The sequence below is a fragment of the Ruegeria sp. C9 genome, from assembly GCF_056537585.1.
On record NZ_JBQFRU010000009.1, the window covers coordinates 12,435 to 33,861 of the forward strand.

Annotated in this window: 16 protein-coding genes and 2 tRNA genes; 8 read left to right on the forward strand and 10 right to left on the reverse strand. The window is 56.6% G+C overall.

The features are described from left to right. Positions 1 to 6 precede the first annotated feature (6 nt). Together ACR0NE_RS19980 and ACR0NE_RS19985 are read left to right on the forward strand one after the other, a co-directional pair. A complete protein-coding gene (locus ACR0NE_RS19980) occupies positions 7 to 1,554 on the forward strand; it encodes a hypothetical protein (RefSeq protein ID WP_170598610.1) in 1,548 nt (515 codons plus the stop codon). A gap of 182 nt (positions 1,555 to 1,736) precedes the next feature. Then, on the forward strand, positions 1,737 to 2,624 hold the full coding sequence (locus tag ACR0NE_RS19985; protein ID WP_170598607.1) for a DMT family transporter: 888 nt from the start codon (positions 1,737 to 1,739) through the stop codon (positions 2,622 to 2,624). Here the strand turns inward: ACR0NE_RS19985 and ACR0NE_RS19990 are convergent. Continuing rightward, positions 2,600 to 3,121 carry a glutathione peroxidase gene (locus ACR0NE_RS19990; RefSeq protein WP_170598604.1) on the reverse strand — a complete coding sequence of 174 codons (522 nt, stop codon included), beginning with the start codon at positions 3,119 to 3,121 and terminating at the stop codon, positions 2,600 to 2,602. The genes ACR0NE_RS19985 and ACR0NE_RS19990 overlap by 25 nt on opposite strands. A 143-nt stretch (positions 3,122 to 3,264) precedes the next feature. Here ACR0NE_RS19990 and msrB point away from each other — a divergent pair, with 143 nt between their 5' ends. Together msrB and msrA are read left to right on the forward strand one after the other, a co-directional pair. Continuing rightward, complete coding sequence (msrB, locus tag ACR0NE_RS19995; RefSeq protein WP_170399151.1) at positions 3,265 to 3,711, forward strand: peptide-methionine (R)-S-oxide reductase MsrB; 447 nt, start codon at positions 3,265 to 3,267, stop codon at positions 3,709 to 3,711. Continuing rightward, complete coding sequence (gene msrA, locus ACR0NE_RS20000) at positions 3,711 to 4,223, forward strand: peptide-methionine (S)-S-oxide reductase MsrA (protein ID WP_170408742.1); 513 nt, start codon at positions 3,711 to 3,713, stop codon at positions 4,221 to 4,223. The genes msrB and msrA overlap by 1 nt, the downstream gene beginning before the upstream one ends. 24 nt (positions 4,224 to 4,247) lie before the next feature. Here the strand turns inward: msrA and ACR0NE_RS20005 are convergent, their stop codons facing one another. The 7 genes from ACR0NE_RS20005 to ACR0NE_RS20035 form a co-directional block, all read right to left on the reverse strand. Continuing rightward, complete coding sequence (locus ACR0NE_RS20005) at positions 4,248 to 6,251, reverse strand: hydantoinase/oxoprolinase family protein (protein WP_170598653.1); 2,004 nt, start codon at positions 6,249 to 6,251, stop codon at positions 4,248 to 4,250. A gap of 62 nt (positions 6,252 to 6,313) precedes the next feature. Further along, a complete protein-coding gene (gene queG / locus ACR0NE_RS20010; RefSeq protein WP_170598601.1) occupies positions 6,314 to 7,351 on the reverse strand; it encodes a tRNA epoxyqueuosine(34) reductase QueG in 1,038 nt (345 codons plus the stop codon). Between the two features lie 76 nt (positions 7,352 to 7,427). Further along, positions 7,428 to 8,093, reverse strand: a complete 666-nt coding sequence (gene fzlA / locus ACR0NE_RS20015; protein ID WP_170399162.1) for an FtsZ-binding protein FzlA — start codon at positions 8,091 to 8,093, stop codon at positions 7,428 to 7,430. 60 nt (positions 8,094 to 8,153) lie between these two features. Then, a complete protein-coding gene (gene mtgA, locus ACR0NE_RS20020) occupies positions 8,154 to 8,894 on the reverse strand; it encodes a monofunctional biosynthetic peptidoglycan transglycosylase (protein WP_170598598.1) in 741 nt (246 codons plus the stop codon). Positions 8,895 to 8,932: 38 nt separating this feature from the next. Next, complete coding sequence (locus ACR0NE_RS20025; protein WP_170515346.1) at positions 8,933 to 9,883, reverse strand: Hint domain-containing protein; 951 nt, start codon at positions 9,881 to 9,883, stop codon at positions 8,933 to 8,935. Between the two features lie 185 nt (positions 9,884 to 10,068). After that, positions 10,069 to 14,601, reverse strand: coding sequence for a glutamate synthase large subunit (gltB, locus tag ACR0NE_RS20030; RefSeq protein WP_170598596.1), 4,533 nt, complete (start codon positions 14,599 to 14,601; stop codon positions 10,069 to 10,071). A gap of 109 nt (positions 14,602 to 14,710) precedes the next feature. Further along, a complete protein-coding gene (locus tag ACR0NE_RS20035) occupies positions 14,711 to 16,144 on the reverse strand; it encodes an NAD(P)-dependent oxidoreductase (protein ID WP_170598593.1) in 1,434 nt (477 codons plus the stop codon). Positions 16,145 to 16,372: 228 nt separating this feature from the next. Here ACR0NE_RS20035 and ACR0NE_RS20040 point away from each other — a divergent pair, with 228 nt between their 5' ends. Further along, positions 16,373 to 17,176, forward strand: a complete 804-nt coding sequence (locus ACR0NE_RS20040; protein WP_170598590.1) for an undecaprenyl-diphosphate phosphatase — start codon at positions 16,373 to 16,375, stop codon at positions 17,174 to 17,176. On the opposite strand, the gene ACR0NE_RS20045 is transcribed toward ACR0NE_RS20040, so the two are convergent. Further along, entirely contained in the window at positions 17,177 to 18,160 is a 984-nt protein-coding gene (locus ACR0NE_RS20045; protein WP_170598587.1) for a complex I NDUFA9 subunit family protein, read from the reverse strand. It abuts the gene before it with no gap. Between the two features lie 197 nt (positions 18,161 to 18,357). On the opposite strand from ACR0NE_RS20045, the gene ACR0NE_RS20050 reads away from it, so the two are divergent. Together ACR0NE_RS20050 and hmgA are read left to right on the forward strand one after the other, a co-directional pair. Then, positions 18,358 to 18,444: transfer RNA gene (locus ACR0NE_RS20050), tRNA-Leu, on the forward strand. A gap of 310 nt (positions 18,445 to 18,754) precedes the next feature. Next, positions 18,755 to 20,116, forward strand: a complete 1,362-nt coding sequence (hmgA, locus tag ACR0NE_RS20055; protein ID WP_170598584.1) for a homogentisate 1,2-dioxygenase — start codon at positions 18,755 to 18,757, stop codon at positions 20,114 to 20,116. An 88-nt stretch (positions 20,117 to 20,204) separates the two neighbouring features. On the opposite strand, the gene ACR0NE_RS20060 is transcribed toward hmgA, so the two are convergent. Continuing rightward, positions 20,205 to 20,281 (reverse strand) — tRNA-Arg (locus tag ACR0NE_RS20060). A 114-nt stretch (positions 20,282 to 20,395) separates the two neighbouring features. Between ACR0NE_RS20060 and ACR0NE_RS20065 the strand changes: the two genes are divergently transcribed. Further along, positions 20,396 to 21,421 (forward strand): LacI family DNA-binding transcriptional regulator, encoded by a 1,026-nt coding sequence (locus tag ACR0NE_RS20065; RefSeq protein WP_170598581.1) that lies wholly within the window; start codon positions 20,396 to 20,398, stop codon positions 21,419 to 21,421. Positions 21,422 to 21,427 lie beyond the last annotated feature (6 nt).

Here is a 21,427-nt window from a genome sequence, read left to right on the forward strand (position 1 = left end):
CGATTTATGGCACGATATCAAACCACTGAATTCGATACAGAAAATCAATTCGACTGGGCAAACATCCAATACACGATTGAAGACGATGTTGTCGTTGCAACGCGGACGACTTTTGATGCCGGATACGAGGTCTTCGGGACTTACGAAGACGGCGTTTTGCGTCAGGAATTTTATGTCGGAACAGAAGAGGCATTGGGCTTTGATAATCGGTTCATTGACTATGACGCCAATGGCATAATGACCGAACGCGGAACGGTTTATCCAGACAGTATCCGCGTGACCGAGACCTTTCAAAATGGTGTTCCGGATGAGATTCTCATCCAAGATGGGTTTTTCGGAGACGGTGCAAAACCCTGGGACCAGATCGTTCTACGCTATGATGCGTCGGGCAATATCATAGGCCGCACGATAACAAACGATAATGGTGCCCGGACGGTTGAAGCCTTCGCGCCCGGTCATTTCAGTACTGTTCAGGACTTTCTACAAACCAAATCCTGGGATCGGATCGACACGTTCTTCGATGTCAACGGAGAGACAACCGGACGGACGACCACCTATGACAATGGAATTGTCAAACAGGAAACGTGGACAGACGGACAGCGTAGCAACGTAACGCAGACAGACGGAAGCGACATAAAGTCGTGGGAAACCATCAGCACCTCATTTGATGGCAGTGGAAAGAAATCTGAAAAGACAACGACATATGACAATGGAGTCGTGAAACATGAGATCTGGTCAAATGGCCAGCGCATCAGCATCAGCCAGACTGATGAGCTGGATGCGAAATCCTGGGATTCGATCACGACCGCCTATCAGGACGGACAAATCTCGGAACGTCGGCTGGAGAAAGATAATGGGGACGTAACCGTTACACTTTATGCGGATGGAAAACGTTCTGACGTGCTGCAACTGGACGGGGACGACAGTGCTTCTTGGGCATTGAAAGTCACCAGCTATCCAGACGCAGCCGGGAAAGAGATTTCTTTGTATGAAAAGGTCGAGGACATCCCTGAATCCTTGTTCCAATACTTCCCGGAACTGACCCCGCCTGACCCGCTTGAAGAGTTCGTGCTGGATTTCAATGACGGAACCCGCATCAAAGACAATGATCAGGTGCTGAATGGTGTATTTATTGCAAGTGTTAGCAAAGGGCAGAGCAACACTGATGGCATTCTAACCCCATACGAATACGGTGGCTCAAACCCCGACCCCGACCTGGAGGCATTCAATTCCTGGGGGGCAACGGTTGGCTTCTCCAAAAGCGATGGCGAAGAATTCAACTTCAACAGCGTTTCCTTGGCCAATGCTTCCAGATCGGACACCACGTATATTCCTGAATCGAACTGGGCAAACCAAGTCACAATCAATGCCTATAATGGCGATGAGCTGGTGCACTCCGCAGAGGTCGATCTGACATTCGATCACGTCACACACGAGTTTGACTGGCGCGATATTGATCACGTCGAGTTCGTTGCATCGGGAGGTGAAATTACCAATGACCATGTCGAGAACGCGGGTTGGTTCTCGATGGACGATCTTAGCTTTTTCGCCTGAATCAAGCGACAAGCTGAATCATAATGATGAGCAGCGCTTTTCTACAAAAAGCTCTGCTCATTCTCATTGCGCGCAAGCTCATTGATGCCAACTATCGGGCGACCCCGCTATTCGACGCAATGGGTCCTTGCAGCTCATGTTAAAATCAGGAACAGTCGCCCGAATTTCATCAGGAGGCCGTAATGGACCTGCGCGCCATCGCCATGGGGCTTGTTTTCGCCCTCATCTGGTCTTCGGCCTTCAGCTCGGCGCGGATCATCGTTGCCGATGCCTCGCCTTTGTTCTCGTTGGCGCTGCGATTTCTGATTTCGGGACTAATGGGCGTGGCGATCGCACGCGCCATGGGGCAAAGCTGGCGCCTGACTCGCAACCAATGGCGCGCCACTATTCTGTTCGGAATCTGCCAAAATGCCCTTTATTTGGGTCTAAACTTCTATGCGATGCAGACAGTCGAGGCTTCGGTCGCGGCGATTATCGCCTCGACTATGCCCCTGCTGGTAGCCCTAGCCGGCTGGCTGCTATTGGGTGAGCGGATGCGCCCGCTGGGCATCGTCGGCTTGCTGGCAGGTTTTGTCGGTGTCGCGCTAATCATGGGTAGCCGGATTAACGCTGGTGTCGATCTGTTCGGGGTTCTGCTCTGCGGAATCGGGGCGCTGGCGCTGACCTTTGCCACCTTGGCTGTTCGGGGGGCGACTTCGGGCGGTAACTTCATGATGGTGGTTGGGCTGCAGATGCTTATCGGATCGGCGGTGCTGTTTCTCGCCGCCCCGGTGTTCGAGTCTATTCATATCCACGCCACACTGCCTTTTATGCTGGCTTTCACCTACACCACGTTATTCCCGGGCCTTCTGGCAACTTTCATCTGGTTCCTGCTACTGGATCGCATCGGCCCGATCCGTGCAGCAACGTTCCATTTCCTCAACCCGGTATTCGGCGTGACCATCGCCGCCATTTTACTGGGTGAGAAGCTGGGCCCATTGGATGCGGTGGGGGTTCTGATCACAACACTGGGTATTCTTGCCGTACAGCTGTCGCGCGAGCCCGGTCAGCGCAGCAACGCCTCGACCTGATCTATCAAATTAGGCGCATTTGGCTTGGTGCTTGACCCATAGGTGGCAACGACCTCACCCTCGGGGCCAATAAGCACTTTGTTAAAGTTCCATTTCGGGACAAAGCCAGTCTGCGCAGCAACAGCTCGGTAAAACGGATGGGCATCCAAACCTTTCACTGGAGTGATATCCGTCATCGGAAGCGTAAGGTCATAATTTAGTTCGCAAAAATTCTTGACCTCTTTCGACGACGCCAGCTCTTGTTTGAACGAATTCGACGGGACCGCCAGTACCACCAGCCCGCGTTCTTCATATGTTTCGTGCAGCTCCTGCAACGCTGCGTATTGTCCGGTAAAGCCGCAAAGTGACGCCGTGTTGACCACAAGCACGGGCTGTCCGCGCCAGTCTTCCAGTGATATTGTCCCACCATCGATTGATGAAAATTCGCCCGTCAGTGGTGCCGCCTGAAGGGCTTTGCCCAACAAGATCAGAGCAGTCAACAGAGCCATACGGAACATCACTTCACCTCCTGTTATAAATCATACGCGCCGTGCATTCGTTTGGATCAACTGCACAGACCCGCGAGCGCGCTGTAATATGGTTTTGATTCCTGCGCATCTATGCCCAAATAGGACATCATCATTCAAACACCGGAGGATCCATGTCCCGTTATACCAAAGACCCCGAGGTCATTGCGGCCCTCTCACCTGAAGAATTTCACGTCACCCAGCGCAGCGGCACCGAACGCCCGGGCACTGGCAAGCTGTTGAACAACAAGGAACCGGGCATCTACGTGGATATCGTCTCGGGCGAACCGTTGTTCGCCTCGACCCACAAATACGAATCCGGCTGCGGCTGGCCCAGTTTCACCAAGCCAATCATACATGAACATGTCGAAGAGTTTCGCGACACCACTCATGGCATGATCCGGACCGAGGTCCGCTCGAAACACGGCGACAGCCACCTGGGCCACGTGTTTCCCGATGGCCCCCGCGAACATGGCGGGCTACGCTATTGCATCAATTCCGCCTCGCTGCGGTTCATTCATCGCGACGAGATGGAGGCCGAAGGGTATGGCGAATTTCTGATCCATGTGGAGGATATCTGATGACCGATGAACGCGCCGTTCTGGCCGGAGGCTGCTTTTGGGGCATGCAGGACCTGATCCGCAAACTGCCCGGCGTCTCGCGCACCCGCGTCGGATACACCGGCGGCGATGTGCCAAACGCAACTTATCGCAACCACGGCACCCATGCTGAAGGGATCGAAATCTGGTTCGACCCGACCCAGATCACCTATCGCGATCTGCTAGAGTTCTTTTTCCAGATCCACGACCCGACTACCCTGAATCGTCAGGGCAATGACCGCGGAATGAGTTATCGCTCGGCGATCTACTATGTGGACGATGCCCAGAAACAGGTGGCCGAAGATACAATTGCCGATGTCAACGCCAGCGGCATTTGGCCCGGCAATGTGGTGACCGAAGTCGAACCCGTCGGCGATTTCTGGGAAGCCGAGCCCGAGCATCAAGATTACCTAGAGCGCATCCCCAACGGATACACCTGCCATTTCCCGCGCCCGGACTGGGTGCTGCCAAAACGCTCCAGTGCGGCAGAATGATATGCGCGGTAGCCCCTTGCGGGGCTATCCGACCGCCACCCGAGGTCGTCCGCTCGCTTCAACCGTGATCAACGCTTCGACGAATACCTCTTGCGCCTCAATCTTGGCGGTGCGGATATCGCGGTCGACTGTCACGCGTATATCCTCGGCACCTGCTTGGCGCACCGCGCCCTCAGCCTCGTTGCGCAGCACCTCTTCAAGCAGCTGCAGAGCGGAATTCGAGTCCGAGAAATCCTGCGGCCCCTCTTCCAGATGTACCCGATAGCGGCCTTCGGCCGGGGACGTAACTGAACCGGCCCGCCGAAGGGTCAGCCGCCCGACAACCGCACCGATGGCATTTGCAACACCGGCATGCTCTGGCAGGACCATCTTGCAATGCAACCGCTCTCCGACTGCCGGGTAATAGCTGGGGGCCGAAGCCCCAAGGCCCACTACATCCACATTCAGCGCGGCATCCAATGCCAACAACCCACGGTGTTTCGCCAGCCCGCGCTGCGTCAGAACATGCCGGGCCAGATCTCTTGCAGGCTGGTCAAACCCATGGCTTTCCTCGGCAAAAGCAGTCTCTAATAAGGTCAATGAGGTTTGTTTCGTCAACTGATCGACAATGAGCTGAGCCAGCGCTTCAGGCGATGCTGCCAGCTTGTCCCCTGATCCAACCCGCTTACGCGCCATCAGTTCCAGCGCCTTGAGCGCTGCCGAGCAGTCCCAATCCGCAAGCCGCCCCAGAGCATGGCTGGCATCCGAAGGGGTGACACCCGAGACCTGTACGATCCCGCGATCCACCAAACGACCCAGTGCCCCATGCTCCATCCGGGTTTGCAACAGACTGCTGAGCGGCACAACACGATCCTCCAACCGGTCCAGTAACACTGATTCACGCGGCCCGACCCCATCGGCGGGGATACCCGACACACGACGGGCAAACCTCGTGTCATGTTCACCTACGGTCGTCGCCCGCAATTGCTCATCCAATGCCGCATGTACCACATCCGGGGCCTCAGCTGCGATCAGCGACACCGGCAGCACCCGACGCGGCCCAAGGAAGACACCGCCGCCCAAGCCTTCGGTCACCACATGCACCTGACTGTCACCGCCCAAACCATGAGTCCGCATCGCAACCGCTTCAACCATGGTCCGGAAACCGCCAACCTGCGCGCCTGCGGGGTCGATGGCAGGTTTGCCATCTCTGATCAGCGCGACGTCGGTCGTAGTCCCGCCGATATCGGACACCAGCGCGTTCTCAACATCAGTCAGCCAGCGCGCGCCAACGATAGAGGCCGCAGGGCCACTTAGGATCGTTTCAATCGGACGCTCCCGCGCCTGCTCGGCGCTCATCAAAGCGCCATCCCCGCGCACAACCATCATTGGGGCGGTGATGCCCTGCGCGCGCAACTGATCCTGCGCGCGCCCGATCAAGCGGTCGATCATCCCGATCAATCGTGCATTCAGCACGGCGGTCACCGCACGCTTTGGCCCATTCAGCTTGGCCGACAGATGATGAGAGCACGTGACCGGCACTCCCGTTCGCTCGGAAATCACGCGCGCCACTTCCAGTTCATGCGCCGGATTCCTGGTCGCGAACTGTGCCGCAACCGCATAGCCGGAAATGCCTGAATGTGAGTCTAAAAAGGCCTCTAGCCCTGCAACATCCAATTCGGCGACCTGACCCCCGGCATGGTTGTGCCCCCCGGTCAGTACCAAAGCCGGATCGCCCTTCAACGCCTCTCTTAGACCGTGTTTCTCAAGGTCGCTTTCCCGAAACCCGACATAGATCAACGCCACGCGCCCGCCCTGGCCTTCGACCAACGCATTGGTGGCCAGCGTTGTCGACAACGATGCCATCCCAATCTGATCCGGAGACACATCAGCCGTCTCTAGCACAGCAGAAACCGCGCGGCCCACACCAATCGCCAGATCCGCTCGTGTGGTCAGCGATTTGGCCGATGCGATCACCTCGCGCTCATCCCGGATCAGCACCGCATCCGTATAGGTTCCGCCCGTATCCACCCCCAAAGCCAACGCCATCGGGTCCTCCATCTGTTCGCCAGAACCGGGTGTAGCGTTTTCCTGCGGCGCGTCCAGCCTGTTTACGACAACCGGGATGCCGCCCAGCGCGCGGCATCAGCCACGGTCGGATCCGGATCATCGGTCAGCGCCTGTGCAACCTGCAGTAACGCCGGCACCGCTGAGTTCCCAATCGCATAAAGCACGTTCCGCACGAACCGATTCCGGCCGATCCGCTTTATCGGCGAGCCCGAGAACATCGCGCGGAATGCTGTATCATCCAGCTGCGCCAGTTCCGCCAACGGAGGCGCCTTTAGCTCCTCCCGCGCCGCATAGCGAAGGTCACTGGCCGCGACCGCAAACTTGTTCCACGGGCAGGCCGCAAGACAATCATCGCAGCCATAGATTCGGTTGCCCAACAGCGCGCGCAACTCTTCCTCCACCGGCCCCTTATGCTCGATGGTCAGATACGAAATACAGCGCCGCGCATCCAACTGATACGGTGCCGGAAACGCGTCGGTCGGACAGGCCGTCAAACACGCGCGGCATGAGCCACAATGGTCGACCTCAGCGCCATCCACAGGCAAATCCAAAGTTGTGAAAACAGACCCTAAAAAGGCCCAATTTCCCCAATCCTGACTGACAAGATTGGTATGCTTGCCCTGCCACCCCAGCCCAGCGGCCTGCCCCAGCGCCTTCTCTGGCACCGGAGCAGTATCGACAAACACCTTCACTTCACCCCCACCCTCGGCAATCAGCCAGCGCGCCAATCGTTTGAGGCGCTTCTTAACCAGATCGTGATAATCCTTGTTCTGCGCATAAACCGAAATGGCGCCCAAGTTGGAATGCGCCAGCACCGCAGTCGGGTCATGCTCGGGCGTATAGCTCTCCGCAAGCATGATCACCGACCGCGCGTCAGGCCACAGCACAGACGGATCACCGCGCCAATGAGCCCGCTCAGCCATCCAGCCCATCTGGCCATGATATCCGGCTTGTAGAAAGGCATCCAACCGTTCGGGAACACGGGGCACATCCCAAGGACGACAAACCCGACAGGCGACAAACCCCTCAGACAAGGCTTGCTCCACCAACCGCTGTTTCAACTCCGATCCGCTCTTCATCTGGCCAAAAATACCTTCGGGGGTGAATTGGCCCAATGGCCAAGAGGGGGCGGACAGCCCCCTACCCCTCAATCTATCAGAAATCCAGATCCGCGTAATGTGGCGGTGGCCGGAATCCCGGAACCTGATCCGCCAGAATCGAGCGGAACGCCGGGCGGGATTTGATCTTGGCGTACCAGTCCTTCACCGCAGAGCTTCGGTTCCAATCTACGTCCGAAATGTAATCCAGCGCCGACAGATGCGCCGCCGCGGCGAAATCGGCCAATGTCATCTGATCTCCGGCCAGCCAGCGACGGTGATCCAGCAGCCAGGCCATATAATCCAGATGATACTTGATCGCGCGCGCGCCTTCCTTGACGTTCTTGCTGTCCGGATAGCCTTGCCCCGTTACTTTCTTGTTCACCCGCTCATAGAGTAGCTTTGAGGTCACCTCGTGGTGAAACTTGTCATCAAACCAGCCTACCAAACGCCGCACCTCATAACGTGCTTCGGCTTTTTTAGGCATCAAGGGTGGCTCGGGTCGGGTCTCTTCGATATATTCGCAGATCGCGGCGCTCTCGGCCATGATCTGACCATCCAGTCGCAGCACAGGAACCTTACCCGCCGGGTTGCGGCGCAAAAAATCCGGGTCCTGTTCCCAGTATCGTTCTTCGACCAGCTCAACCTCGATCTTCTTTTCGGCCAGAGACAGGCGAACCTTGCGGCAATAGGGCGAGAGGGGGACGTGAAACAGACGCGCCATGAACTTCCATTCGAACCAGTAGAGTACCCTTCAAGCTTTAGCCGCTGAGGGGTCTGGGTTTCAATCCTCGAAACACGCGGCGCGTCCATCTGCGCGGATGGTGGCCGCTCCATCCAGAATTGACGCGGCACGCCTGCGGGTCCGCACCGATGGATCCGTAACCGACCGGTTGCGCGGCGATGGCAGAATCGCCGCCACACGCGCCGCTTGTGTCGGAGACATCTTTGCCGCACTTACCCCATAGTACTTCTGCGCCGCGGCCTCGACGCCAAAGATCCCTTGTCCGGTTTCCGCGACGTTCAGATACACTTCGAGAATGCGCTGCTTGCTCCAGACGATTTCAACAACCGGAGTCATCGAGGTTTCAAGCGCCTTGCGGACCCAGCTGCGCCCTTGCCAGAGAAATACATTCTTGACCACCTGCTGCGTGATGGTCGATGCACCCCGGCTGCCGCCATCTTCCAGCGCATCGCGGATCGCTTCGACATCAAAGCCCCAATGCAGGCAGAAGTTGGCATCCTCGGCTGCTACGACCGACCGCGCCATGATCGGTGCAATCTCTTCGATCGGCACCCACTCGCGATCAACCTTCCCAAGCCGACGCCACTCGGACCAGATCGTATGCGTGACCGGCGGGTTCACGACTGAATAGATCAGAACCAAAGACACAAAAGCCACGACCATCGCCAGAACAACACGAAGGGCCCAGCGCCGTATCCGAGCGATGGGGCCTGTTGTTTTGTTTGATCTGGACGCCTTCTTTTTCTTACCGCGCGGTTTGCGGACTGCTTTTTTTGCCATGCCTTGCTATACGCCGCGAAGGGCGTATTTGAAACGGATTATTTCGACAACATCTGTCCGCCGCGCGGTCGCACAACCGGGCGTGCAGTTCTGACTGAGGCTGCTCCGCGCGCCGCCAACTCCGGGAACAAGGCCAATACTTCTGCTTGCGTCCGACGCTCGGCCTGGGTCAGTGCATGTCCCGGGTAGTAGCTTTCACTTTTGGCGCCATTGGCGAACACGATCTCATGTCGCCGGAACAGAATGTGGATATAATCCACCTCGCCCCCTTCGACACGCGTGACTGTTGTTCCGTTCACAAGACAATGGGCAGCGATCAGAACTTCTTCATGGCCAAACAGGTAGGGTGCACGCCAATCATCGATCAGCATCCTGTGCTGCGGCGAAACAAGCAGAGGGCGCGTGAGCCCGAACATCCCTGTCTCGAACCGAATTGGGGCCAGTTTACCCTCGGCTGCTACCTTGGTCCGACCAATCCAGAGCACAGGTTTAGCGCCGCTATCCGCGGTCGTAACCAGATCTCCAAGTTTCAGGTCCTCGACCGGCCGGGGCCCATCGGGGGTATTAATCAATGTGCCGGGCGTAAAGCAGGGCGGACCGAGATCACCGTTGGCGATATCGACCGAACCAAACGAAGCCCCATCATCGCTAAAATCGGTGACTGAAGAAGAAACAAACGTGCCTTGCTGCAGAACCGATCCGTCCGTCGGGGTAAAAACCTCGCGCCCGTCAGCAAGGTAGAAGGTAACGCCGGTATATGTAACCTGCGCACCACCTGGCAACTCGATCGTCACCATATCATTGAAGTAAGACGCAGTGATGTCAGATCCGTCAACCGAGTCTCCATTCAGCCGGTTGACCAGATCATCGTCATTCTGATCGATGATATCAAAGAACTCGACGTTCAGCGTGGATCCAACAACGGTTCCGTTCGCACCCGGATTGGCCGGGTCGAGCACAAAAAACTGGTCTGTATACGTCGTGGGCACACCGATATTCCACTTCACTCACATCATTGGGATAGCAGCATGCCTGCATTTCCCGAATAAACTATGACTAAAGCTAGGCGTTATGCACGGCATTACACAAGAATTGGAAACAATATGGCCAGACAAAAGAATACCCGGCGTGTTGGGAACGACACGCCGGGCCAAAGATTTAGATCTCTCAAGACCTATTCTGCAGGAACCGCCGCCACCTCGGTGGTCAGAGGATGACTGAGCTTGTTCAACATCTCTTTCGGGCAAACCTGCAGGAAGTTGGTCTTTTCCACATCCCAATGCTGTAAGATATCAATGGCTTTGCGGCTATTGGTTTCTGCGACATGGCGCTCGATCATTGCTTTCAGCTGATCTTCCCAATGGTCCACTGTCACCGGACAGGTGACAAGCGTCTCCATGTTCATCAGCGCTTCGGCCTTGCCTTCGGGGTCGTACAGATAAGCCATACCACCCGTCATCCCCGCACCAAAGTTGGCACCGATATCGCCGAGAATAACCGCAACGCCGCCGGTCATGTATTCACATCCGTTCGAGCCGCAGCCTTCGATCACCACTCTGGCACCTGAATTTCGCACCGCGAACCGCTCACCTGCGCGGCCTGCCGCAAATAGGTGGCCATCGGTGGCACCGTATAGGACGGTGTTGCCAATGATGGTGTTATATTCCGCCCTGAGCGGGCTCACCTGCGGCGGACGTACGACGACCATGCCGCCCGAAAGCCCCTTGCCGACATAGTCGTTGGCATCACCCGAGACCTCCAGCTTGAGACCTGGAGCGGCAAAAGCCCCCAGCGACTGGCCGGCCGAACCCTGCAGTTTCACATGCAAGTGATCGTCCTGGAACGTGTTCCGCATGCCGAAATTCTGGACGATGTGGCTTGAGACACGTGTACCCACGGTCCGATGCGTGTTCTGCACCGCGTAAGATAGTTGCATCTTCTCACCGTCTTTCAGGAATCGCGCCGCATCGCGCACAATCTCGGCATCCAGCGTATCCGGCACTGCATTACGATCCTTGTCGCGGTTGTAGACGATATCATGTGCGCCATCGACGGTGATCAACAGCGGGTTGAGGTCCAGATCATCCAGATGCGCCGATCCGCGGCTGACCTGTGCTAGCAGATCAGCACGACCGATGATTTCGTCAATCGAACGTGCGCCGAGGCTAGCCAGCAGTTCTCGCACTTCCTGTGCGTAGAAGGTGATCAGGTTCACCACCTTGTCCGCGTTGCCAGTAAACTTGGCACGTAACGATTCGTCCTGCGTACACACGCCCACCGGACAGGTGTTCGACTGGCACTGACGCACCATAATACAGCCCATTGCGATCAGGGCGGCGGTACCGATGCCGTATTCCTCAGCGCCCATCATCGCGGCCATGACGATGTCACGACCGGTGCGCAGGCCACCATCCGTCCGCAGAGTCACACGGTCGCGCAGGTTGTTCATCGCCAGAACCTGATGGGCTTCAGTCAGGCCCATTTCCCATGGCAGGCCGGCATATTTGATGCTGGTCGCAGGTGAGGCCCCAGTGCCGCCATTGTGACCCGAAATAAGGATAATATCGGCTTTCGCCTTGGCCACACCGGCAGCAATCGTGCCAACGCCCGAGGACGCCACCAGCTTAACCGTCACTTTGCAGCGCGGGTTGATCTGTTTCAGGTCATAGATCAGCTGCGCCAAATCCTCGATCGAGTAGATGTCGTGGTGCGGCGGCGGTGAGATCAGGGTCACGCCCTTGGTAGAATGCCGCAGACGCGCGATCAGGTCTGTGACTTTCATACCCGGCAGCTGACCGCCCTCACCCGGTTTCGCACCCTGGGCCACCTTGATCTCAAGTTCTTCGCACTGGTTCAGGTATTCGGCGGTCACGCCGAACCGGCCCGAGGCCACCTGTTTGATCTTGGCCGAAGGGTTGTCACCGTTGGGTTCAGGCACAAAATGCGCCGGGTCTTCACCACCTTCGCCGGAATCCGACTTCGCGCCAATCCGGTTCATCGCCACGTTCAGTGTCTTGTGCGCCTCGGGGCTGAGCGCGCCCAGCGACATGCCTGGAGTGACAAAGCGTTTGCGGATTGAAGTGATCGATTCGACCTCTTCGATCGGCACCGGCTTGCCCAGCGGCTTGAAATCCATCAGATCGCGCAAGTGAATCGGAGGATTGGACTGCATCTTGGCCGAATACTGTTTCCACAGCTCATATGAGGCGCGGTTACAGGCCATTTGCATCATGTGCATTGAGGTTGCTTCCCACGCGTGGGTCTCACCCGATTTACGCGCTTTGTAGAAACCTCCGATGGGCAGAACATCCAGACCGCTGTCCCACGCTTTGGCATGAATTTCTTCGACTTTGGTCTGAATGCCGGTGACACCGATGCCGGAGATACGACTGGTCATACCCGGGAAATACTCGGCCACCATCGCGCGGCTGAGACCCACGGCTTCGAAATTCAGACCACCGCGATAGGACGAGATCACCGAAATACCCATCTTGGCCATGATCTTCAGCAGACCCTGGTCGATGGCTTCGCGATAGCGCGCAACGTTTTCGGTCAGGGTGCCGTCCAGCAGACCACGGTCAATGCGATCAGCCAGTGAATCTTCGGCCAGATAGGCGTTCACAACAGTCGCGCCACAGCCGATCAGAACCGCAAAGTAATGAGGATCAACACATTCAGCAGACCGCACGTTCAGCGAACAAAAGGTCCGCAAACCCTGACGGGTCAAATGCGAATGCACAGCACTGGTGGCCAGGATCATCGGCATCGCCACACGACCTTGCCCTGAATTCATGTCAGACAGAACCAAGTGACCCGCGCCCGAGCGCACGGCTTCCTCTGCTTCGGCTCTAACACGTGCCAAGGCGGCGCTCAGAGCGCCTCGGCCGGGTTCAAAGCTACAATCGATCTCCGCAAGGGGTGAACCCAGTTGATTGACCAGGGTGTCCCATTGTGCATTGCCGACAAAGGGGCTTTCCAGAACGATGATCTCGGTCTGGCTGCTGTCTTCGTCCAGCACGTTCTTAAGGTTGCCGAACCGCGTCTTCAGCGACATCACACGGTATTCACGCAAACTGTCGATCGGAGGGTTCGTCACCTGGCTGAAGTTCTGCCGGAAAAAGTGGCTAAGCGGGCGGTATTGCTTGGACAGAACAGCCGAGGGCGTATCATCCCCCATCGAAGCCAGCGCCTCTTTGCCGTCCTCTGCCATCGGGGCAAGAATCTGTTCTAGATCTTCTACAGAATACCCGGCCGCGATCTGACGCTTGCGCAGTTCTTCTCCGATGAATTTCGGGTGTTCCGTCACGCCCGCAAGTGACTCGTCCAGATCGTTGATCTTGCCGACCCAGTCGCCAAACGGCAGTGCTCGGGCCAGTTTGTCCTTGATCTGCTTGTCGCGGTACAGCTTGCCCTTTTTCATATCGACAGCCAGCATCTGGCCCGGTCCCAGCGCGCCTTTTTCGGTCACGGTGGCCTCATCAATCGGCACCATACCCGCCTCGGAGCCCGCGATAACCAGACCATCGCCGGTTACCACATAGCGCATCGGGCGCAGACCGTTCCGATCCAAACCGGCACATACCCAGCGGCCATCCGTCATTGCCAGCGCAGCAGGGCCATCCCAAGGTTCCATCACTGAATTGCAGTAGGAATACATGTCGCGCCAGCTTTGCGGCAGCTCGATAGCTTGCTTGGACCAGCTTTCCGGAACCAGCATGGTTTTCGCCATCGGCGCCGAGCGCCCAGCACGCACCAAGACCTCGAATACCGAGTCTAATGCGGCGGAATCCGACGATCCGCCCGCTATGATCGGTTTGATATCCTCGGCATAGACGCCAAAGCTGTCCGAGGTCATGCGGATCTCGTGGCTTTTCATCCAGTTGATGTTGCCTTTCAGCGTGTTGATCTCACCGTTGTGGGCCAACATACGGAAGGGCTGAGCCAGCCACCATTGCGGGAACGTGTTGGTCGAATAGCGCTGGTGGTAAATGGCAAAAGCAGACTCGAACCGCTCATCCATCAGGTCGGGGTAGAAAACAGCGACCTGCTCGGCCAGCATCATGCCTTTGTAGATGATCGACCGGCAAGACAGCGATGCCAGATACAGCCCCGAGATTCCTGCGGCCAGCGCCGCTTTTTCAATACGGCGACGAATGACATAGAGCTCACGCTCGAATGTCTCTTCATCCACGCCTTTGGAGTTCGAGATCAGAATTTGCTCGATCTCGGGCCGGGTCGCGTTGGCCTTTTCGCCCAGACAGGTCACATCAACCGGCACATGTCGCCAGCCATAAATATAGTAACCCATGCGCAGAACTTCGGTTTCCACGATGGTCCGGCACTGTTCCTGCGCGCCAAAATCCGTGCGGGGCAGGAAAACCTGACCGACAGCAATCAGTTCATCCAAGTTTGGTTCATGACCCGTGCGACGAATCTGATCATAGAAGAATGGGACCGGGATCTGCACATGGATACCTGCGCCATCCCCGGTTTTACCGTCCGCATCCACCGCGCCGCGATGCCAGATTGCCTTTAGCGCATCGATCCCGGCATCCACCACCTTGCGTGACGGCTTACCATCGACGGACACAACAAGGCCCACACCGCACGAGGAATGTTCTTCTTCCTCTGAATAGAGACCGTTTTCTGCCATCCATTTGCGCTTGGCTTCTTCGGCCCGCACCCAATCGGCATCATATTTGGTCATTGGCTGTCTCCTTCTTCCCAAGGGGGCACACAGGCTTTTGTTCATCTGTCGGCGTTCGCTTTCGAACGCATACCCGCCGGGATTTTTCGAATTGCTTTTGCGTTTTGTTTCACTCGGCTGCGATGACGGATTTGGCGTTAAAACGCTCAATTATGGCATCTGCGCAATCGCGCCCGTCACGGATCGCCCAGACCACCAGCGAAGCACCGCGCACGATGTCGCCGATGGCATAAACGCCCTCCATCTCGGTTGCACCGGTCTGGAACGCAGCTTTGATTGTACCCCAGCGGGTCACAGGCAGATCAGGTTGGCCGAATAAGGTGGGCAGGTCTTCGGGTTCGAAGCCAAGCGCCTTGATCACCAGATCGGCCTCTTCGACATAGTCTGCGCCCTCAATCACTTCGGGAGCCTGACGGCCCGAGGCATCGGGCTGGCCCAAGCGCATCTTCTGCACCATAACACCGTTCACTTGCTCATCGCCGGTAAAGCCTTTGGGTGCGCTAAGCCATTCGAAGATCACGCCTTCTTCCTCGGCATTCTGGGTCTCGCGCTGCGAGCCCGGCATATTGGCGCGGTCCCGACGATAGAGGCATTTGACCGACGTCGCACCCTGACGAATCGACGTGCGCACGCAATCCATCGCGGTATCACCCCCGCCGATGACGACCACTTTCTTACCTTCCGCGTTCAGGCGGCCATTGTCGAAGTCATCAACCGCATCGCCAAAACTTTTGCGATTCGAGGCTGTCAGAAAATCGATCGCCTTTTCAATCCCACCCAGACCGCTGCCGGGCATGGACAGATCACGGGATTTGTAGACGCCCGTTGCAATAATCACCGCATCATGTTTCGCGTGGATTTCCGCGAATTTCGCGGCGTCCACATCGCAGTTCAGCTCAAATGCAACACCACCATCTGCCAGCAGGTCATTTCGGCGTTGGACGATATCCTTTTCCAGCTTGAATCCGGGAATGCCGTACATCAGCAGCCCCCCCGCACGGTCATATCGATCATAGACCGTGACCTGAATACCCGCCCGGCGCAACATATCCGCCGCAGCCAATCCACCGGGTCCACCGCCAATGATACCCACGCTTTCGTCGCGCTCGGCACGGGGCTGAACGGGTTTGACCCAGCCTTTATCCCAGGCTGTATCGGTAATGTATTTCTCGATCGAGCCGATGGTGACCGTACCGTGGCCTGATTGCTCGATCACGCAATTGCCTTCGCACAGACGGTCCTGTGGGCAAATGCGACCGCAGATTTCAGGGAAAGTGTTGGTAGCCTGGCTTGTTTGATACGCCTCTTCCAACCGCCCGGTTGCCGTCAGGTTCAGCCAATCAGGGATATTGTTGTGCAGCGGACAATGGGACTGGCAATAGGGCACTCCGCACTGGCTGCATCGGCTGGCCTGTTCGGCCGCCTTCTCCGCGGCGTACTCGGCATAGATTTCATCGAAGTCCTCTTTGCGGTCACTGGCGGCACGCTTTTCAGGCATGACACGATCGATCTGCACAAATTTCAGCATCGGTTGCTTGGCCACGGGTCAGACTCCATGAATTGGCTTGGTCAGGGTTCTTTAAGTGATGTCATTCTGGATGAAAAGTCAACGGTACTGACCTATATTGAGAAAACTGCATCGCTCGATGTTTTTTCAGAGAAATTTGTCGTGTTTTTAGTTCCGATTCGGACCTATCTGAGCACTTCACTTTCCCGTTGCCCGCTTATACCCATTGTTCTCAACAAAACGAGCACGGTACCGGCAGAGCAGATGAGCCTTTTTCACTTGATTCTTGTGGCGATCATTCAGGGCGTCACCGAATTCTTGCCTGTATCTTCATCAGGGCACCTGATCCTGTTGCCCCGCCTGACTGGCGCGGTTGATCAAGGCCTGGCAATCGATGTCGCCGTCCATGTAGGAACACTTGGCGCGGTTATTCTTTATTTCTGGTCAGATGTGAAACAAGCCCTAGCCGGGATACCCCAAATTATCCGAGGACGAATTGAGACGCCTCAGGCGCGGTTGGCACTGGGCTTGGTCATCGCCACGATTCCGACAGTCATTGCGGGCGGGATCGTGTACCTGACGGGGCTTGAGCAGACTCTACGTTCAGTCGCCGTCATCGGATGGGCGATGCTTGGCTTCGGGTTAGTGCTGTATTGGATGGATCAAAAGGGGGTACAAACCAAACGTAGTTCGGACTGGGGCTTAAAGGACGCAATGATCATGGGGTTGTGGCAGATGTTGGCCTTGATCCCGGGGACTTCACGCTCGGGGATTACGATCACAGGCGCTCGCCAGCTTGGCTATACACGCGAAGATGGTGCGCGGATTGCCATGCTGATGTCGATACCAACGATTGTCGCTTCGGGCGTCCTGCTTTCGGTCGACGTCGTCCGTGAGGCGGACACACAGCTGGCCAAGGACGGCGCGATTGCCGCAGCCTTCGCCTTTGTTTCGGCTCTGCTCGCGCTTAACCTGATGATGCGGCTTCTGCGCAGCGTCAGTTTCACACCCTATGTGATCTACCGGGTCATCCTCGGAGCAATCCTGCTGGTGATTGCCTATAGCTGATCAGATGCGCAGGTTCTTGGCCGAGTTCTGAATATCGTCATACTGACCCGCGGGGCGGAATTTCCACAGATATTCTGGCAGCACCGACTCCAACGTTGCGGGCTCGATCCCGAGGTCTGAAAAACCTTTAGCGTCATCCGCCGCCACATTATCGCGCCGCAAATTTTTAAGCTGGTCACGGGTCAGGATATTGTTCGGAAACAACTGAAAACTGACGAACTTCGCGATATCCAACACACCCGCCATAATTTTCGCCGCCCAGAAAGGCATCCCGATGATGATCCGGCGGCGATGAATTACGTCGAGCATCTGCTGCATCAAGGCGCGGAAACTCTTTACCTCTGGCCCGCCCAGTTCATAAACACCGGCAGACGCTTTGCCCAGAACGCCTTGAACTGCCGCTTGCGCAACATCATCGACATAGACAGGTTGAAATTTCGTTTCCGCCCCAACAAGCGGCAGGAACGGGCTCATCCGTGTCATTCCTGCGAAGCGGTTGAAAAACTGGTCTTCGGTGCCGAAAATGACTGATGGGCGCAGAATGACGGCACCCGGCATGTGTTGCAAAACGCCCGCCTCGCCCTGCGCTTTGGTGCGCGCATATTCGCTGTCGGATTCGGGATCCGCACCGATGGCCGAGATATGAACCATGCGGTCGATACCCTGAGCGGCCGCCAGCCGGGCGATCCGTTCGGCACCTTCGGCCTGCACTGCGTCGAACGCATTCTTGCCCAGCTCATTCAATACGCCTACGCAATTCACCACTGCGTCCACACCATGCATCGCTGCAGCGACCGAGGCGTCATCACGGATATTGCACAAGATAGGCTCGACCTGACCAACCGCGCCATAGGGTCTGACGAACATCGCTTCATTGGGCCGCCGGACAGCGACGCGGACACGCCAGCCTTCGGCAGCCATACGCCGCGCGATATATCGGCCGACAAAGCCCGATCCACCGTAAATCGTGACGAGTTTCGACATGATGGCGCTCCTGCTGTCTTGGTCTGAATTGATCTAGCGCCCACGAGCCCGTCGAACAAGGCGCAATAACGCCGCGCTTCTCTGAAAATCCGTCGCGTGAACCAGAAGTTGGGGCACGCATCAAAAAACTTTCAAAAACCCCCCGAATCTGGTTGACGCCCCCTGCCAGTCAGCTTAAACGCCCCTCCACGACACCTGCCCAGGTGGCGGAATTGGTAGACGCGCTAGCTTCAGGTGCTAGTGTCCGTATGGACGTGGAGGTTCGAGTCCTCTCCTGGGCACCAAAATTTCCATAAAATTTGAACCCCTGGCACTTCCGGTCACTTGACCGATGTACAATCAGACTGGTTTGGCCTGTCTGAGTCAATTTCTTTGTTTGACCCCGAGAATCGACCCGTAGCTACCGGAATTAACAATCTCTGTTGCACTACCTTTTGCCAGTCTAAGAAGGACATGGTGCAAGGCTATGGCAATTTCCTGCAAATCAAACTCATCTTTTTTGAAGATACCTTCCCGTCACGCTTGTTAGTTACAAAGTCAACTATTACCACACCGATTAAATTCGATCGTATCTGTCCGGAAGGAACGTGCAAAATGAATGAGCTGACCAAGAATGAACGCATGACAGTTGCCCCATCCTTGAAAGGGCCGCACGAAGGGTACATGCCGGGCTTTGGCAACGATTACGAAACCGAAGCGCTTCCTGATGCTCTGCCCCAGGGTATGAACAGCCCGCAGAAATGCAATTACGGCCTCTATGGTGAGCAGCTTTCAGGCACTGCGTTTACGGCACCCTCGCACCAGAACGAGCGCACCTGGTGCTATCGTATCCGCCCGTCAGTAAAGCATTCACATCGCTATGAAAAAATCGATGTTCCCTATTGGAAATCAGCGCCCAATGTCGATCCTGACGTTGTCAGCTTGGGACAGTACCGCTGGGATCCGGTGCCCCATACCGGTGAACAGACAACCTGGGTCACGGGCATGCACACCATGACCACTGCCGGGGATGTGAACACTCAGGTCGGGATGGCAAGCCATATCTATATGGTGAACACTTCGATGCAGGATGATTACTTCTTCTCGGCTGACTCCGAGCTGCTGGTGGTGCCGCAAGAGGGCGTTCTGCGATTCTACACCGAATTGGGGATCATCGACCTCGAACCCAAGGAAATTGCCATTCTCCCCCGCGGTCTTGTCTACCGGGTCGAAGTTGTGGAAGGCCCTGCGCGCGGGTTCGTGTGCGAAAACTACGGCCAGAAATTCGAACTGCCGGGCCGCGGTCCGATCGGTGCCAACTGCATGGCCAACCCGCGTGATTTCAAAGCCCCGGTAGCGGCGTTTGAGGACCGCGAGGTGCCCTCAACCGTGACCGTCAAATGGTGCGGCCAGCTTCACCAGACCAAGATCGGTCACAGCCCACTGGATGTAGTGGCGTGGCACGGCAACTATGCACCCGTTAAGTACGACCTGCGTACCTATTGCCCGGTCGGAGCCATCCTGTTCGATCATCCGGACCCGTCGATCTTCACCGTTCTAACCGCACCTTCAGGCCAGCCCGGCACCGCAAATATCGACTTTGTTCTGTTCCGCGAGCGCTGGATGGTCATGGAAGATACCTTCCGTCCGCCCTGGTACCACAAGAACATCATGTCCGAACTGATGGGCAATATTTACGGCCAATATGATGCGAAACCGCAGGGCTTTATTCCCGGCGGTATGAGCCTGCACAACATGATGCTGCCCCATGGACCGGATCGCGAAGCCTTTGAAAAGGCGTCGAATTCAAACCTGGGGCCAGACAAGCTGGAAAACACCATGTCCTTCATGTTCGAAACCCGCTTTCCGCAGCATCTCACAGCGTTCGCCGCCAATGAGGCACCGCTGCAGGACGACTACATCGACTGTTGGAGCGACATCGAAAAGAAATTCGACGGCACACCCGGCAAGAAGTGACGAGGGTATAATTCCTTCGTCACCCAAAGGGCAGAGAATTAGAACGCTTGGTCTGTAACGCATTTAATCGGGTACGTTCAGAAAAGCTTGGCGACCCCGGCAGGATTCGAACCTGCAACCTGCCCCTTAGGAGGGGGCTGCTCTATCCAGTTGAGCCACGGGGCCGCGCGTCGTTTTCTCTAGCGGGGTTTTTTCAGATTGTCATGGGCTTTGCACAACAGTTGAACAATTCGCCCTGTTCACGCTACCATCGGCCAAACAAACAATGCAGGTATCTCGGTGACAACAGAAACAAAACGCCCGCTTACCCTTCGTGATGTCTCGGAAGCGTCCGGAGTATCCGAAATGACCGTTAGCCGGGTGCTACGTAATCGCGGGGATGTGTCGGATGCCACCCGTACCCGTGTTTTGGCCGCCGCAAAAGAGCTGGGATATGTGCCCAACAAGATCGCGGGAGCATTGGCGTCAAGCCGGGTGAATCTGGTCGCTGTGATCATCCCGTCATTGTCAAATATGGTCTTCCCCGAAGTTCTAACCGGTATCAATCAGGTGCTGGAAGGTACTGAACTGCAGCCGGTGGTTGGCGTCACGGACTATCTGCCAGAAAAAGAAGAAAAAGTGCTGTACGAGATGCTCTCGTGGCGGCCCTCAGGCGTGATCATTGCCGGGCTTGAGCATACCGAAGCCGCGCGCGCTATGCTGGATTCAGCTGGCATACCAGTGGTCGAGATCATGGATACTGATGGCAAACCGGTGGATGCGATGGTGGGAATCTCTCACCGCCGCGCCGGGCGCGAAATGGCACAGGCAATCCTGAAGGCGGGCTATGAGCATATCGGGTTTATGGGCACCAAGATGCCGTTAGACCACCGTGCCCGTAAACGGTTCGAAGGCTTCACCGAAGTATTGGGCAAGCACGGGATCGAGATTGAGGACCGTGAATTTTATTCGGGTGGCTCAGCGCTGGCCAAGGGGCGCGAGATGACACAAGCGATGCTGGAACGCTCGCCCGAGTTGGATTTTCTGTATTATTCCAACGATATGATCGGCGCGGGTGGGCTGCTGTATTTGCTGGACCAAGGGATCGATGTGCCCGGTCAGATCGGATTGGCCGGATTCAACAACGTAGAGCTGCTGCAGGGACTACCACGCAAGCTGGCCACCATGGATGCCTGCCGGACCGAGATTGGGCGCACCGCGGCCGAGATCATTGCGGCGAAGCTGGCCGATCCGGATTCCGAGGTTGAAACCCGCGTTACCCTAACCCCCAAGATCAGCTATGGCGACACGCTGAAACGGCGATAACGCCAG